17 protein-coding genes are annotated in these 16,750 nt (G+C 28.9%); 8 read left to right on the top strand and 9 right to left on the bottom strand.

Translation table 11 applies throughout. From position 1 onward, the window contains the following. Positions 1-51 precede the first annotated feature (51 nt). The 3 genes from accB to Q0617_RS02970 all read left to right on the top strand — a co-directional run bounded on the left by accB (position 52) and on the right by Q0617_RS02970 (position 3,543). Complete coding sequence (gene accB / locus Q0617_RS02960; protein ID WP_298750320.1) at positions 52-516, top strand: acetyl-CoA carboxylase biotin carboxyl carrier protein; 465 nt, start codon at positions 52-54, stop codon at positions 514-516. 12 nt (positions 517-528) lie between these two features. Further along, complete coding sequence (locus tag Q0617_RS02965; protein WP_298750322.1) at positions 529-1,881, top strand: acetyl-CoA carboxylase biotin carboxylase subunit; 1,353 nt, start codon at positions 529-531, stop codon at positions 1,879-1,881. Between the two features lie 192 nt (positions 1,882-2,073). After that, on the top strand, positions 2,074-3,543 hold the full coding sequence (locus Q0617_RS02970; protein ID WP_298750324.1) for a DEAD/DEAH box helicase: 1,470 nt from the start codon (positions 2,074-2,076) through the stop codon (positions 3,541-3,543). On the opposite strand, the gene Q0617_RS02975 is transcribed toward Q0617_RS02970, so the two are convergent. Further along, positions 3,540-3,764, bottom strand: a complete 225-nt coding sequence (locus Q0617_RS02975; protein ID WP_298750326.1) for a hypothetical protein — start codon at positions 3,762-3,764, stop codon at positions 3,540-3,542. The two genes, Q0617_RS02970 and Q0617_RS02975, sit on opposite strands and share 4 nt — an antisense overlap. Before the next feature lie 243 nt (positions 3,765-4,007). Between Q0617_RS02975 and Q0617_RS02980 the strand changes: the two genes are divergently transcribed. From Q0617_RS02980 to Q0617_RS03000, 5 genes are all read left to right on the top strand, one after another. After that, the gene (locus Q0617_RS02980; protein WP_298750328.1) at positions 4,008-5,588 is read left to right on the top strand and encodes an inorganic phosphate transporter; all 1,581 of its coding nucleotides are present in this window, start codon (positions 4,008-4,010) and stop codon (positions 5,586-5,588) included. Between the two features lie 79 nt (positions 5,589-5,667). Then, positions 5,668-6,573: an AEC family transporter gene (locus tag Q0617_RS02985; RefSeq protein WP_298750521.1), complete on the top strand. Its 906-nt coding sequence runs from the start codon at positions 5,668-5,670 to the stop codon at positions 6,571-6,573. A gap of 1 nt (position 6,574) precedes the next feature. Continuing rightward, positions 6,575-8,356 (top strand): asparagine synthase (glutamine-hydrolyzing), encoded by a 1,782-nt coding sequence (asnB, locus tag Q0617_RS02990; RefSeq protein WP_298750330.1) that lies wholly within the window; start codon positions 6,575-6,577, stop codon positions 8,354-8,356. Positions 8,357-8,385: 29 nt separating this feature from the next. After that, positions 8,386-8,694: a hypothetical protein gene (locus Q0617_RS02995; RefSeq protein WP_298750333.1), complete on the top strand. Its 309-nt coding sequence runs from the start codon at positions 8,386-8,388 to the stop codon at positions 8,692-8,694. Between the two features lie 151 nt (positions 8,695-8,845). Continuing rightward, entirely contained in the window at positions 8,846-9,109 is a 264-nt protein-coding gene (locus Q0617_RS03000; protein WP_298750335.1) for a hypothetical protein, read from the top strand. Position 9,110: 1 nt separating this feature from the next. Here the strand turns inward: Q0617_RS03000 and Q0617_RS03005 are convergent, their stop codons facing one another. From Q0617_RS03005 to Q0617_RS03040, 8 genes are read right to left on the bottom strand one after another with little or no spacing between them, the layout of a single operon-like run. Further along, positions 9,111-9,830 (bottom strand): 2Fe-2S iron-sulfur cluster-binding protein, encoded by a 720-nt coding sequence (locus Q0617_RS03005; RefSeq protein ID WP_298750337.1) that lies wholly within the window; start codon positions 9,828-9,830, stop codon positions 9,111-9,113. Then, a complete protein-coding gene (locus Q0617_RS03010; protein WP_298750339.1) occupies positions 9,827-11,422 on the bottom strand; it encodes an FAD-binding protein in 1,596 nt (531 codons plus the stop codon). The genes Q0617_RS03005 and Q0617_RS03010 overlap by 4 nt, the downstream gene beginning before the upstream one ends. Before the next feature lies 1 nt (position 11,423). Then, a complete protein-coding gene (locus Q0617_RS03015; protein ID WP_298750341.1) occupies positions 11,424-11,867 on the bottom strand; it encodes a hypothetical protein in 444 nt (147 codons plus the stop codon). Then, positions 11,860-12,789, bottom strand: a complete 930-nt coding sequence (locus Q0617_RS03020) for a D-2-hydroxyacid dehydrogenase (RefSeq protein ID WP_298750343.1) — start codon at positions 12,787-12,789, stop codon at positions 11,860-11,862. The genes Q0617_RS03015 and Q0617_RS03020 overlap by 8 nt, the downstream gene beginning before the upstream one ends. Before the next feature lie 59 nt (positions 12,790-12,848). Further along, positions 12,849-14,267 carry a PhoH family protein gene (locus tag Q0617_RS03025; RefSeq protein ID WP_298750345.1) on the bottom strand — a complete coding sequence of 473 codons (1,419 nt, stop codon included), beginning with the start codon at positions 14,265-14,267 and terminating at the stop codon, positions 12,849-12,851. After that, complete coding sequence (gene hemJ / locus Q0617_RS03030) at positions 14,257-14,778, bottom strand: protoporphyrinogen oxidase HemJ (protein WP_298750347.1); 522 nt, start codon at positions 14,776-14,778, stop codon at positions 14,257-14,259. Before hemJ ends, Q0617_RS03025 begins: the two co-directional genes overlap by 11 nt. Further along, entirely contained in the window at positions 14,779-15,960 is a 1,182-nt protein-coding gene (locus Q0617_RS03035) for a replication-associated recombination protein A (RefSeq protein ID WP_298750350.1), read from the bottom strand. It abuts the gene before it with no gap. After that, a complete protein-coding gene (locus tag Q0617_RS03040; RefSeq protein WP_298750352.1) occupies positions 15,953-16,747 on the bottom strand; it encodes a pseudouridine synthase in 795 nt (264 codons plus the stop codon). Before Q0617_RS03040 ends, Q0617_RS03035 begins: the two co-directional genes overlap by 8 nt. Positions 16,748-16,750 lie beyond the last annotated feature (3 nt).

Here is a 16,750-nt window from a genome sequence, read left to right on the forward strand (position 1 = left end):
TTATAGTTATTTGTGTATTATACCTTAAAATTTTCAAAAAAAAGGCTAGAGATGGAATTTAAAGATATAAAAGAATTAATTAGAGTTTTTGATAAAAGTGACTTAAATAAATTAAAAATCAAAGATGGTGAGTTTGAAATTAGTATGCAAACAGGTTTTGATGGTGGAACAGTTGTTTCACAAGCAGCACCTGCTGTTCAAACTATTCAAGCTGCACCAGCAGCTACTGCACCTGCTTCAGCATCTACTACAGAGACTACAGCGCCAGCTGTTAGTGGTGATACAATTAACTCTCCAATGATTGGAACTTTTTATGCTTCACCATCTCCTGAATCACCAGCATTTGTAAAAGTAGGAGATACTGTAAAAGCTGGACAAGCATTATGTATTTTAGAGGCTATGAAAATAATGAATGAGGTTGAGGCAGAATTTGATTGTAAGATTGTTAAGATATTAGTTGAAGATTCTAGTCCAGTTGAATATGATATGCCACTATTTCTTGTAGAAAAATTATAAGAAAGATAAAAGATGGCAGAAATTAAAAAAATCTTAATAGCTAATAGGGGAGAAATTGTTCAAAGAGCAGTTCGAACTATTAGAGAGATGGGTAAAAAATCAGTTGCAGTTTATAGTGCAGGGGATAAAGAAGCATCATATCTAAAACATGCTGATGAAGCTGTTTGTATAGGTGGAGCTAGGTCTAATGAGTCTTATTTAAATATTCCTGCAATTATAACTGCTGCTGAGATGACAGGTTGTGATGCAATTTTCCCAGGGTATGGATTTTTATCTGAAAATCAAGATTTTGTAGAAATTTGTAGATTACACAATATCAAATTTATTGGTCCTTCTGTTGAAGTAATGGAAAAAATGGCTGATAAATCAAAAGCAAAAGAAGAGATGATAAGAGCAGGTGTTCCTGTTGTTCCTGGTTCTGAGGGTGCTGTTCATTCTGTAGAACAAGGTAAAATTGTAGCTCGTGAAATTGGATATCCAATTATGGCAAAAGCATCTGCTGGTGGTGGTGGAAGAGGTATGAGACTTATTGAATCAGAAGATAAGTTTGACCAACTATTCACAGCAGCTTCAAGTGAAGCTTTAGCAGCTTTTGGTGATGGTACTATGTATTTAGAGAGATTTATCAATAACCCAAGACATATTGAAGTTCAAGTTGTAGGTGACTCTCATGGAAATGCTATTCATATTGGTGAGCGAGATTGTTCACTACAAAGAAGACATCAAAAAGTTATCGAAGAATCACCTGCAATTTTATTAAATGATGAAACAAGAGCAAAACTTCATGAAGTTGCAGTTAAAGCAACAAAATATTTAGAGTATGAAGGTGCAGGAACTTTCGAATTTTTAGCAGATGACAAACAAAATATCTATTTTATGGAAATGAATACAAGACTTCAAGTTGAACATCCTGTTTCTGAAATGGTATCTGGAATTGATATTGTTGAACTTATGATAAAAGTTGCAGAGGGTGAAAAAGTACCTCCTCAAGAAAAAATCAAATTTAGAGGTCATGCAATAGAGTGTAGAATTACAGCAGAAGATCCAAATACATTTTTACCAAGTCCAGGGAAAATAACACAATGGATGGTTCCTGGTGGAAGAAATGTAAGAGTTGATTCACATATTTATACAAACTATGTAGTTCCTCCTTATTATGACTCAATGATTGGAAAACTAATTGTTTGGGGAAGAGATAGAGAAAAAGCTATCAATATTATGAAAAGAGCTTTAAATGAGTTTGAAGTTTATGGAATCAAAACAACTATTCCTTTTCATATAAAAATGATGAGCAATGAAGATTTCATCTCAAATAACTACGACACAAAATACCTAGAAAACTACAAAGGTTTAGGTGATATTTAACAAAAGAGCATAAAACTCTTTTGTTAAAGCTTAAACTAATACATTTTTATGTATAATCCGGCAAATATACACAATTATACTTATTACTCACTCATTTAGTTACTGTACACTTTTATAACTAAACTGTTTTATCAAGTTTCAAACTTTTAGTTTTAAATATATACGTGTATATAAAATACACAAAGGTAACACATGACTTTTCAAGACTTTAATTTTAAAGCAAATTTACAAAAATCAATTGACGATGCGGGGTTCAAAGAACCTAGTCCAATACAAAAAGATGCTATTCCTGTAGTTTTATCAGGAAAAGATATGGTTGGTCAAGCACAAACAGGAACTGGTAAAACAGCAGCATTTGGTCTTCCAATGATTAATATGATGAAGGGTGGCTCTGGCGTTGAAGCTGTAGTTATTGTTCCAACAAGAGAGCTTGCAATGCAAGTATCTGATGAACTGTTTAGATTCGGTAAAAACTCAGGAATGTATACAGCAACTGTTTATGGTGGACAATCATATAATATGCAGTTAAGAAATATCGAAAGAGCTTCAATCATTGTTGCAACTCCAGGAAGACTTATTGATTTACTAAAAGGTAAAAAAATTGATATTAAACCATCTTTTGTAGTTTTAGATGAAGCTGATGAGATGTTAGATATGGGATTTTTAGATGATATTAAAGAGATATTTACTTTCTTACCAAAAGAGAGACAAACTTTACTATTCTCTGCAACAATGCCTCCTGCAATTAAAAAACTTGCTCAAAATATTTTAAAAGAGCCTGAGTTTATAACTGTTACAAAATCAGAAATGACTAACTCTAAAATTACACAAAGCTTTTATGTGGTTGATGAATATGAGAGAGATGATGCATTAATTAGACTTTACGACTTTAAAAGCCCTGATAAATCAATTATTTTTTGTAGAACAAAAAAAGAGGTTGATAGATTATCGACTTTTCTAGTTTCTCAAGGGCATATGGCTAAAGGACTTCATGGAGATATGGAGCAAAGACAAAGAGAAGAGGTAATTAGATCTTTTAAAAAGGGTGCACTTGATGTTCTTATTGCTACTGATGTTGCAGCAAGAGGTTTAGATGTAAATGACGTTTCTCACGTATTTAACTATCATTTACCATTTGATTCAGAATCTTACGTACATAGAATCGGAAGAACAGGAAGAGCTGGAAAAGAGGGTGTTGCAATTTCAATAGTTACTCCTCATGAGTTTAGAATGATTCAAAAGATTCAGCATGTAACTGGTGGAAAAATGGAAGCAAAAGTTATTCCTAATATTGATTCAGTTAAAGAGAAAAAAACAAGTTCTTTAAAAAGTAAAATTTCTGAACAAAAAGTTTTTGATTCTGGTATTGCTATTGTTGAGAGTTTAAAAGAAGAGTTTGATTTATCTACTATTGCATTTAAATTAGCTTCAATTTTAAGTGATTCTACTTTTGTAAAAGGTAATAACTATATTGGTAAATCAGAAATTGATATTAAAAAACTTTTCGAAAGATTAAAAGATGACAAAGGCGGAGACTCAAGAGGTCGAGGTCGAGGTGGATACCGAGGTGGTAATAGAAATGGTGGCGGTGGAAACCGAAACAGAAGTGGTGGCGGTGGAAACCGAAACAGAAGTGGTGGTGGAGGAAGAAGAAGAGATTAATCTCTTCCTTCATCTTTATAGTACTTCTTTGCTACTTTTTTGGCTTTTTTAAATGCTTCCCGAGTATTTTTTCCAAAACCTCTAAAGACTCCATCTTTTCCAAAAAACTCTACAATTTCAAGCTTTCCTGTTTTCATATCTATAACTCTAAATATATCAAATCTATTTTTCACTTTAGATACTTCAGGAAATTCATTTTCTGTTAATATTTTAATAGACATATTCTTTCCTTTCTCTATAAATTATTACTATTATATATATTAAAATTTAAAAAGAGCTTAATTTTATCTTTATCAAAGAATTATAATACAAATTTTAGAATTTTGGTGGAATAAGTTATAGAGTTTTATAATATTTTACTACTAAAGAGTATAAAAGTTTAAGCTTTGTTTAAGAATTATGTAAATTAAATGTGGCTAATATCCTACACTTAAAAAATTACAAAACGATTACAAAGGTGAATTTTGGATTTTAACACGATAAAAAGTATGGACGAAGCACGAGATAAATCTCTACCAGGATTTGCAAAGTTATCAATGGCACTATTATTTTTAGTAATTGTATTTTTGTGGAGTTATGCTTCTCATGAATCTTTACCAAATAACAGCTTTTTGATTATTGGAGCAGTTTTTGGTGCTTATATGGCGATAAATATAGGTGCTAATGATGTTGCAAATAATGTAGGGCCTGCTGTTGGTGCTAAAGCAATGACTTTAATGTGGGCAATAGTAATAGCAGCTGTATTTGAAGCTGCAGGTGCATTTATTGCTGGTGGGGATGTTGTTAAAACAATCAAAAAGGGAATTATTGATCCTGCGTTAATTTCTGATCCACAAATATTTATATGGGCTATGGCTGCTGCACTGTTAGCTGCTGCTTTATGGCTAAACTTCGCAACTTCTATTGGCGCACCTGTTTCAACTACACACTCTATTGTAGGTGGTGTTATGGGAGCTGGTATTGCAGCTGCAGGATTTGCAATTGTTTCTTGGGGAACTATGGGTAAAATTGCTGCTTCTTGGGTAATATCACCAGTTTTAGGTGGAATAATTGCTGCCTCCTTTTTATATTTTATTAAAAAGAATATTATGTTCAAAGAAGATAAGATTGAATCAGCAAAAAAATTTGTACCTTTATTAATTTCTTTCATGACTTGGGCATTCTCAACATATATTATTTTAAAAGGTATTAAGCATCTTGTTAAAGTTAACTTCTTAACTGCTGCAATTGCTGGGTTAATTATTTCAATTGTTCTTTATTTTTTTATTAAACCTATGATTGCTAAAAAAGCTGATAAATTAACAAGCAGTAGAAAAGATGTTAATACTCTATTTAACATCCCATTAATATTTGCTGCTGCGCTTCTATCTTTTGCCCATGGTGCAAATGATGTTGCAAATGCAATTGGACCACTAGCCGCTATTAATGATGCAGTTATGAATGCTTCTATTTCATCTAAAGTTGGAATTCCATTTTGGGTTATGGCTGTTGGTGCTGTTGGTATTGCAATAGGACTTGCTTTATATGGCCCTAGGCTTATTAAAACAGTTGGATCAGAGATTACTGAGCTAGATCAAGTTAGAGCCTTCTCGATTGCTATGGCTGCTGCTATTACTGTTATAATTGCTTCTCAGCTTGGACTTCCTGTCTCTTCTACTCATATTGCTGTTGGTGGTGTATTTGGGGTTGGCTTTTTAAGGGAGTGGTTAGACTCATCTGAAGAGAAGTTTTTAAAAGATATTAGAGATAAATTTAAAAAAGATAAAAAAGAGTTAGACAAATATCAAAATGAACTATCAGATATCACTGCTACTGAATCAAAGTCTAAATCTGACTATAAAAGAATAGTAGAACTATATAATTTAATTGATGCAAAAGATGAAAAAGTAAAATTAGAAAAAAGAGAACTTAAATCTGCAAAACGAATTAAATATGTTAAACGTGATGCTGTTAAAAAAATAGTTGCTGCATGGATTATCACTGTTCCTGCAGCTGCATTCTTATCAGCTGCAATATTTTTTATGATTAGGGGGATTATGCTTTAATAGCATAATTTTTCTTTCTTAATATACCTTATGATAATATTTCAAAAATTATCATTAGGAATATGCTATCGAAGCTTTAATTTCAGTTGCTACAATTTATTTATTTATTATCATAGGATTTGTTTTTAAAAGAACTTTTCGTGATGATGTAAATGAGAGAACAATAGTTTTACTGAATTTGTACTTCTTACAGCCTATTTTGATCTTCTGGGGCCTAACACGAGCCCCATTAAGTTTTGAACTTCTTATTTCTCCTATAATTTATTTTATTGCTATTTTTATTGTTTTGGGTATTGCATATTTATATTCATTAAGAGCCTTTAAAAATGAAATTCAAGATAAATCAATATTTATGGCTTCATCCTTAGTTGGAAATACAGGAAATCTTGGTATTCCTTTAGGAATAGCCCTTTTTGGCTTGGAGAGTGTTCCTTTTACCTCTGCTTTAAATATTGCAAATATTTTTTATATCTATATTTTTTCAGTATATTTTTTCGCTGGTGAAAAGTTTAATTTTACTAATTCTTTAAAAGAAATCTTTAAAATACCAGCAATTTGGTTTACTTTTTTTGCTTTATTATTTAACTATTTTGATTTTCATATGAGTGCTGATTTTGAAAAAGTTTTTACTATGGGTGCTTATACTGCAATCGTTATGCAACTAGTTATTTTTGGTATCTTTATGTCTCAGGTTAAAATTAGAAGTGCAAATTGGAATTTAGCACTTAATATTTCACTATTTAAGCATTTTGTTTTACCTGTTGTAGGTTTATTTGTTATTTTGTTTTTTGATTTGCCAGCTTTCGTTGGAGCCATAATTTTTATGGAACTATTTGTTCCACTTGCAGTAAATAATGTAAATATTGCTTCTTTATATAAGTGTAAGCCTATTGATACAACTTTTTCTGTTCTAATTAGTTCTTTTATATTTATATTTTTAATGTACGTCTATATAGTCTCTATAGAGATGTTTTTCGGACTTTAATATGTGTGGTATATTAGGAACAAACTTTATTAGCGATAACTTCTCTAGGGCCTTATCTTTTATGAATAATAGAGGTCCAGATAATAGCAGTGTAATCAATCATAAAAATTATCAATTTGGGCATACAAGATTATCTATTATTGATGTGGATGATGAAGCAAACCAGCCAATGGTCTTTGATGATATAGTAATTGTATTTAATGGAGAGATATATAACTTTAAAGAGTTGATTATTAGTGAAAATTTATCTTGTAAAACCTCTTCTGATACAGAAGTTATAATTAGACTATATCAAAAGTTTGGAATTGACTTTTTAAACAAGTTAAATGGGATGTTCTCTTTTGTAATCTTTGATATAAAAAAGGAAAAGTATTTCTGTGCAAGGGATAGATACGGTAAAAAGCCATTTTTTTACTATTTTAAAGATAATAAATTTATTTTTTCATCATCAATAAAGTCTATAATTAAAATTCTTGGCACAACACCTAGCTTTAATAAAGTTGCATTATCTCAATATTTACAATATTTTGTTAGTTTAAATGATTTGACTTTTTACAATGATATTATGAAACTTGAAGCTTCTTCCTACATGACCTTATCAAACAATGAAATTTTTATTAAAAAATATTATAAAGTTAACACATATAAACAAATAAGCGATGAAAAGATTGCTTTAAATGATATTGAGGAACTTTTATATAAAAGTATAGACTCAAGGCTTGTAGGTGACGTAGAAATAGGCTCATTGTTAAGTGGCGGCATAGATAGTTCTTTGATTTCAACTTTATATACTAATATGTCTGGCAAAAAAACCCATACATTTTCTGTTGGGTATTCGGATTATAAAAACTATTCAGAATTGGACTATGCAAAATTGGTATCAAATGATATAAACTCTATTCATCACCCTTTAGAGATTACAAAAAGAGATTTTTTAGATGTTTTTGATGATGTTATTGATGCTTTAGAGGAACCCCATGCTGATAGTGCTGCATTCCCTCTATTTTGTTTGACAAAATTGATAAATAAAAATGGAATAAAAGTTGTTTTAAGTGGAGAGGGAAGTGATGAGCTCTTCTTGGGCTATGATAACTACTCAAAGTTTTTAAAGTATTATGAGTTTAAAGACTCTTTATCTACGTCACAAAACTCTTTTCTAAAAGATATAGGCTCTTGCTTGCAAAATAATACAAAAGAGAGTGAATATCTAAGACGTGTTATTAGTGATGAAAACATTTATAACTCTTTTGGAGAAATTTATACAACTTTACAAAAAAAGAAATTATTTAAGCGCTTACCTAATTTTAAGCAAGAAAAACCTAAAAAAGACCCTATAGATTGGATGAGTTATATTGATTTAAAGGTGTGGCTAGGGCAATCTTTACTTTCAAAGGTTGATAAAATATCTATGGCTAACTCCATTGAAGTCAGAACACCATTTTTGGATTATAGATTAGTTGATTATCTTTTTTCAATTAAAACTGATTTAAAAGTTGGAGATACAAATAAATATCTACTAAAAAAAATTGCACAAAAATATATTCCTCAAAAAATTATAAATAGACCAAAAAAAGGCTTTAACTCTCCATATAATGAATGGATATTTTCTACTTACGATGATGATTTATTAAAACTTGTCCTAAAAGTTAATTCTCATACTAATTTATTCAATGATGATTATGTTATTATGATTTATAATCTTGCAAAATCAAATAAATTTAAACAACATTTTTGGGCATTATATATTTTTTCTTATTGGTTTAACAAAAATTATCTTATATAATAACTTTATAAAAAATTCAAAGGTTTAATATGACACTTTTAATTCCAACAAATTCTAACAATAGACACGAATGTATTATTTCAAGTATTGAAGAAAATTCTTCATGGGCTTACATAACATTAAATGATGGACAAATCATTTCTTGTGATTTTTTTGATAGAAAAGAAGATATTATTGAATGGATAGATTATGTTGTTGTAATCAATGACAAAGAATTTATTTGGACATTTATCGATGAAAAAACAAAAGTTTTAATTGTGGAAAATCAAAAAAGTATTGATGAAATAATAGAATCTTTTTTATTAAATAACTTATCAGAATTTACACCAAAACTTTAATCTTTTTATTTTAAGAAATTATTATTTTTACTAATATTTGATTATTAAACTTGTGCATTTTTACGCACTTTTTTAGCCATAAATAATTAGTTCTAGAAATATTTAGATAAATTAAGATATAATTTTAAGAGCCCATAATATAGGAACAAATATGGAAAAAAGAAAAGTAGGAAGACCAATACAAAAGATTGGCAGAGTAAAGATAGGTTTATCTATTGATGGTGAAACAAATAGTTATTTAACTGAACTAAGTGTTAATAGTGGGAAAACTAAAAGTAGAATTATAGAAGAATCAATTGCTTTATATTATGAAAATAATAAAGAATTAACTGATAAAATAATTTTAGCGAATAAGCTAAAAGATGATCCATATCATCATTTTAGAGATGTTCTAAAAAAATCAATGGATAAATAATTTAAAAAGAGTTTGGATTAAATCCTGTGTCAAAATTGTTAAATTCATTTAAGAAATCATTACTTTGAATTGTTGGGTCAGTGTATCCATTTTGAATTGATTTCATTCTAAGATTCATGATGTCAGTTTTTGGATCAATAAATTGTGGACAGGCTATTGTACAATTTCCACATAAGGTGCAATCCCAAATTCCATTTGTTTGTATTGAATCAAGTTTATTATTTATGTTCAACTCTTTCTTGTCATTTACATATCTTAAAACTCTTGTTAAAATATATGGACCTTTAAATTCCTTATTCACTTCATAAACAGGACATGAACTGTAACAACTTTGACATAAGATACAATTACTTTGCAGATCAATAAGTTTTTCATCTTTTTTTAGAATTTTTTCATTTGATAGTTCTTCTAGGTAGGTTTTATTATTTTTAAGTAAATCTTCCATCTGTTTTACATCTACAACTAAATCTTTTATCACTTTTACATATTTTAGTGGTTTAATAGTATCCTTATCACTTACTTTACATTTGCATGCAAGTGATTCTTTATCATTCACTAATACACTACAAGAGCCACAAATTCCGCTTTTACATCCACTTCTATATGCCAAAGATGAATCAAAATTTTCTTTTACATACTCTAAGGCTGCTAAGAGGGTTATATTTTCTTCACTAATATTATATTCTACTTCATTACTATCTCTAGTTACTGTTATTTTCATAATATTTCCTCAAAGTTATGTTCAGTTTTGTTATTTATATTTTTTATTATTGATATCTTTTCATAATTTTTTGATGTTTCTATAAAGTCACTTCTATAGTGTGAACCCCTTGATTCTTCCCTCTTTATCGCTGATATAGTGGTGAGTTTTGATAGAAGAATTATATTTCCAAGTTCAATATAATCTAATAGATTTTTATTATATTTTTTCTCTTTGTTTGAAATTCCAGTATTTTTGTACTCTATTTCTAATTCTTCAATTTTCTCCAATAAGTTTTCTAAATCACTTTTTGTTCTAAATAAGCCAGCATATGCAAACATTAGTGAACTTAACTCTTTTTTTATAAGATATATGGATTTATTTTCATCTTTAATTAAGATATTATCTATAAAGTCATCACTATTTCTTTTATCAAAAGTATCTGACTCTTTTATTTCTTTACTTTTCTTTGATGCATTTTTTCCTGCTATTTTGCCAAATGTTACTATTTCAAGTAGAGAATTTCCACCTAATCTATTTGCTCCATGCGTGTTATTTTGGGCTACTTCCCCACAGGCATATATGTTTTTATTAGATGTTTCACATGAAACATCTGTCAAAATTCCTCCCATAGTATAGTGTGCAGCTGGTGTAATAGGAATCAAATCTTTTTGCACATCCAAGTTTAATAGCTCTTTTATTAACCTAAGTTCTTGGGGCATTTTTTCTTTTAGAGATTCTATGTCGATATGTCTCATATCTAAATATACATTATGATTATTTAAGAGTTTTGTTTTTATTGCTCTTGCAACTTCATCTCTTGTTGACAATTCATCAATAAATCTCTCTTCATTATCATCGACTAAATATGCGCCTTCTGCCCTTGCACTTTCACTTATTAATGTGTTACTTCCCTTTAATGCAGTTGGATGAAATTGGACAAATTCTAAGTTTGATAAAGTTAGACCTTTTCTAAAAGCAACTCCAAGTCCATCGCCTGTTGTGGAGAGACTATTCGTAGTATGTGAAGAGTAAATATTTCCATATCCTCCAGTTGCAATTATTAATGTTTTAGAGTAATAATTAACAATTTCACCACTTATCAAATCTAATATTTTAACACCTTTATAACAAGAGTTTTCTATAATTATATCTACTAAAATATGCTCATACAAAAATTCAATATTGTTTTTAATGCAGTTATCATAGAGTGTATGAAGTATCTTTAGTCCTGTGTAATCTGCACTGTAACAAGTTCTTTTGAATTTTGTCCCACCAAAATATCTTTGTTCTATTTTGCCATCATTGTCTTTACTAAATGGTACACCAAGTTTATCAAGCCAGGTTATAGTGTCTTGGGCATTTGTGCACATAGTTTCAATACTTTTTTTATCAGATAAATGTTTTGATGAATTATATGTGTCTATTATGTGCTTTTCAACTGAGTCATTTTTTGTATCAAAAACACAGTTTATCCCTCCTTGAGCTTGTACTGTTTGGGAGTGTGTTGGGAATGTTTTGGAGATAATCAAGACTTTATCTGTATTCTCTTTAGCACTTAATCCTGCACTTAATCCTGCGCCCCCTGCACCTATAATAATTACATCTTTCATATTACTCCCAAAAATCTTTTAGATTATCTTGAATTACTGTTTTATCGTTGTTTATAATTCCTTCAATATTATCAAGTTTGTCAAGAAGAGCACTCTTTTTTGATTGATGTTCTATATTTATCTCTTCATTTATTTCTTTATCTATTGTACTAGTATCTATTTTTTCTTCGATTCTTTCTGTTTCTTTTATATTTATAGTTTCTAGCATTGCTAACTCTTTATCAACTGAGAGCTTATTTGAGATAAAAAAATTGATAAGTTCTTCATATTTTCCAAAATCCATTAATAAAAATGAAGGTTTTCCATCTCTTAATATTACAGCTTTATCAACTTCATTGTATTGTATAGCATCAAATACTTGTTTACTCTTTCTAATGAGCTGTGTTGATGGTATCATCTCATTTGATTTATATTGTAACAATGATCTTAATTTATCTTCATTCATTTATAAATCCTTTTATATTTTTATATACGCCCTCTATTAGTTTTTTTCTTGACTCTCTTGATGCCCAAGCTATATGAGGTGTGATAATTATATTTTCTAACTCTAATATACTATTTAAGGGAGAATCTTCTTCTATTGGCTCTGTAGATATGGTATCTAAACCAAAATATAAATTTTTCTCTTTTATTATTTTAGTAATATCATATTCATTTATTATTCCACCTCTAGCAACATTTATGATAATTGCATTATTTTTTAACAATTTCATATTTTCATAATTTAGTAAATCTTTTGTTTTTTCATTTAGAGGGCAATGTATGGATATTATATCAGATGTTTCCAATAGTGCTGTAAGGTTAGTCGTATTGTAGTTTGTATTAAAATTCATATTTGAAGTTGAATAATAGTTAATATTACAGTCAAAAGCAGTTGCAATTTCAGCTACTTTTTGACCAATATTCCCAAGTCCTATTATTCCCCAGTTTTTGCCACTCAATTGTGAAAAGGGTTTATCAATATGTGTGAAGATCTTTGATTTGTGCCAATTACCTTCTTTTACGTAGTCAGAATAGTAATTGATTTCTTGCATAAAATGAAGCACTAAAGATATAGTTAATTGTGCAACGCTTGCAGTTGAATATCCTGCTACATTTCTTACTTCAATCTTTTTGTGTTTTGCATATTCAAGATCTACATTGTTTGTTCCTGTTGCACTTATACATATTAATTTTATGTCTGTATTATCCATAACATCTTTAGTAATTAGTACTTTATTTGTAATTACAACATCACAGTTCTTTAATCTTTCAATTGTATCTTCTTCTTTAGTGTAAGCATATTCAGTTATTTCGCCAAATTCACTAAGCATAGATAAGTCTATGTCTGGTCCTAGAGTTGATCTATCAAGTATTACAATTTTCATTTTGTATTCCTTTACGTATTATAATACGTAAAGGTATCAAAGTTAAGCTAAAATTTTGATTATTTATTTTTATTAGAAAAGATATTTTCTGCCCATTCTGTAACAGGACCTCTTAATACTTTTTGTAGTTCAATAGCAAATATATTTACTAAAGATGATTCTTCTTTTGTGGATTTTAATAGTGTAGTTAATGAGTTGGTATATTTATTTACATAGAAATTATCTATTTGTTTGTTACTACCAAGAATTACAACTTTACAAGTATTATCTATTCTAGAAAGTACCATTTGCATAGTTTTATTTGACATGTTTTGAGCTTCATCTATTATTACAAATGCATTTGATAGTGTTCTCCCTCTCATCTCTCCTACCCACATAGTTTCAATAAAGTAGTTTTGAATCATTTGATCAACTCTAGTTTTTAACTCTTGTTCATCAATCTCTTGTTCTTCTTTACTTTTATTTGTTCTTCTTTTTTTGTATTCTGATCTAACTATATGATCTATACTGTCCATTAGGGGATGATTATATATTTTGAACTTCTCTTCCAATCCTGGTAAATATCCAACATCTTCACCTTTGTCTAAAGACTCAATTGAGTTTCTTATATATATAATTCTTTGGTATTGTTTATTTTTAACAAGTTTTAGTGCTCCACTTAGTGCTAATAATGTTTTACCAGAACCTGCTTTTGCTTCTATAATTAGTACATTAAAATAGTGCTGAATGATAGCATTTGAGAAAAAAAGTTGTTCTTTATTAAGTGGAGAAATTATTTGACTTCTTACTTCATCTTCATTTAAAACTCTAATTTTACCATTTTGTATAGAGGCTAGTACAACTTGGTCGGAACCTTTTACTTTAAAACAATAAGAGAAGTTAGAAACTTGATAATCTTTATCTAACTCTTTAATATCTCTATTTTCAATAAATTCTAAATCTTCAAATTTAATTTGAATAGTCTTTATAAATTCATGTACAAAGTCATCTTTATTTGAACCAATTAGCGATTCTGTTTTTATATCAAGAGATATAGCTCTTGTTCTTGCCATGATATCCATTGATAAAAATGTTGAGTCTTTATCATAATAAGTTGTAGTAAATTGCGCAATTTCTAATATCTTTCTATCATTAGCAATATTTAGTGAAGTTGTTTTAGATACTAATTGATATTCAAGTTTTGAAATAATATCAATTGAAACTGGTATTTCATTTTCAATATTTAATCTAACTATTTTAAAGTCTTTTATACTTTTAGTAAAGATAATTGTTGAGTTTTCTAATATTCTTGCAAACTCTCTTGCTTGAAAATTGATTTCATCAAAACCACTTTTTTTAGAATCTATTTCATCTAAAACTGTTTCGGGAAGAATTATAAGATTTTTATTATCATCTGATAATTTAAAAATATTATTAGCATCTTCTAGTAGGATATTTGTATCAAGTACATAGTACTTATCAAAGTTTTTATTGTTCATTTTTAGCTCTCTTAGGTTTCATTATCATGTATATTATAAATGCAAAAAGTAGTATCATAGCTGCAGTAAAAGTTATGGAAACAGTTTTTACTACAACGTATGTAACAATCAAAATTGCTAGTAAAGTAGGTATTTCATTATATGCTCTAAAAAACTTGCCGCTCTTTGTACAAATATTTTCTGCTAGGTTTTTTCTAAAATATTCTAATGAAAATGAGTAGATTATAAGTATAATCACAACTGTTAGTTTTGCATGTAGCCATACACCAGTTTTAAATAAATCTTCTGCAAGGTATATCATAACTATACCACTTATAATTGTTGCCCACATTGCTGGCATACCAATATATTTGTAGATTTTATACTCTTGTATCTTTACAATTTCAACATACTCTTCTTTATCTATATTTTCTACATGGTATACAAAAAGTCTTGGCAAATAGAACAGCATAGCCATCCAAGACATAACTGCAACTATATGAAATGTTAATATCCAACTATAATATTCCAATCATTTATCCTTTATTTTTTTTATCCATTCATCTAAAGTTTTTTCAAAACCTATACCTTTAGAAGTGTATAAGTTGATTGATTCGCTTAAATATGTTTGTTCAACATATCCACCAAAGTTGTGTGGATATAAATAATCTTTATGAAATGAGTCTATATTTTTTGGTATATCAAAGATTTTACCATTTTTAACTTCACTTATTCCTTTATTTATTGCTTCATAACAAGAATTTGACTTGGGAGAAGAAGCTAAATATATTACACATTGAGATAGTATTATTCTACTTTCTGGATAACCAATCTTTGAAGTTGCAAGCATAGTACTTACTGAAAGATTAAGAGCATTTGGATTTGCATTCCCTATATCTTCGCTTGCTAATATTACTAATCTTCTAGTAATAAACTCAACACTTTCTCCACCTTCAATAAGTCTTGATAAGTAATAAAGTGCAGCATCAATATCTGAGCCTCTTATTGACTTAATCATAGCACTTGCTAAATCATAGTGTGTATTAGAAGATGATACACCATCTCCTATTACATTTTGTCTTAACTCTTTTAATGTTTCACATGAAACATTGCTATCAACTTTATAAGCAAACTCTAGCAGGTTTAACATTGCTCTTGCATCACCTGATGAACTATTTATTAAATAATCTTTAGTATCATCTGTTAAGGAAATATCTAATTTTGATTGTGCAACATCAAGTATTTGAATTAAGTCATCTTTTGAGTGTGGCATAAATTCAAATAAAAAACTTCTTGATCTAATGGCATTTGTTAATGTAAAAAATGGATTCTCTGTACTTGCACCGATAATTATTGCTTGATAATTTTCCATTATAGGAAGTAAAACTTCTTGTTGATTTTTAGAGAGTCTGTGAACTTCATCAATAAATACTATTGGTTTAATTAAACTGTTATCATACTTATTAAAGACTTTTCTTAGGTCTTCAATTTTAAGTGAAGTTGCATTGAAATAAAAGTAATCAGTGTTGATAGTTTTTGCAATAATTTTTGCTAAGGTAGTTTTTCCAGTTCCTGGTTTACCATAAAAAAAAAGGTGAGGAATCTCACCTTTTATAATAAGTTTATATAGGACTTTATTTTTTGAGATTATGTGACTTTGACCGACAAAGTCTTCAAGTCTATTTGGACGTAGTATTGAACTTAAATTAGTCATTATCTTTTGTAGCTAGATAATCTTTTAAATTCTTGTACTCTTCTCTTGTAAGGTATCTACTTTTTCCAGTAGGTAGATTATTTAAAGATATACCACCATACTCTACTCTTTTTAAGTCAAGTATATCAAGTCCAAAGTGAGCAAAAAATCTTCTTAATTCTCTATTTTTTCCTTCTGTGATTGCAACTTTTAGTTTAGAAAAAGTATCTTTTATAGAATCTACTTTGTATCCTAAAAATGGTGCGAAGTTCATAGACTTGATTTTGCTATCTTTTCTTGCACCTTTTGTTGCATCTTCTAACTCTAGACCACTATTCATTGCATCTTCTACTTGTTTAGTTAGTGCTCCATTTAGTTTAATTTTATATACTCTTTGTAAGTCTGAATGCATAAGTCCATTAGCAACCTCTACGCTGTCTGTCAGAAGCAAAACTCCCTCACTTGAATAGTCAAGTCTACCTATTGGTAAAAAGTGCTTATATTTGCTTCCTAGAGTATCAAAAATTATTCTTCTACCTTGTGGATCATTCTTAGTTACTAATTCACCCTTTGGTTTATTATAAACTAGCACTGTATACATTTTATTTTTTTCAAATTTAATAACTTTGTTATCTATTAGAACAATATCCATCTCTGTTACTTTTGTTGATAAGTCAGTAATAGTTTTTTTATTTACTTTTACTCTTCCTTGCTCAATTAAAGTGTCAGCTTCTCTTCTTGAATATTTACTATTGTGTGAGATAAATTTGTTTAATCTTACTTGGTTTGTTTCTGGAGTTTCATTCATATT

The organism is uncultured Arcobacter sp., from assembly GCF_937982575.1.
Classification (GTDB): Bacteria; Campylobacterota; Campylobacteria; order Campylobacterales; family Arcobacteraceae; genus Arcobacter.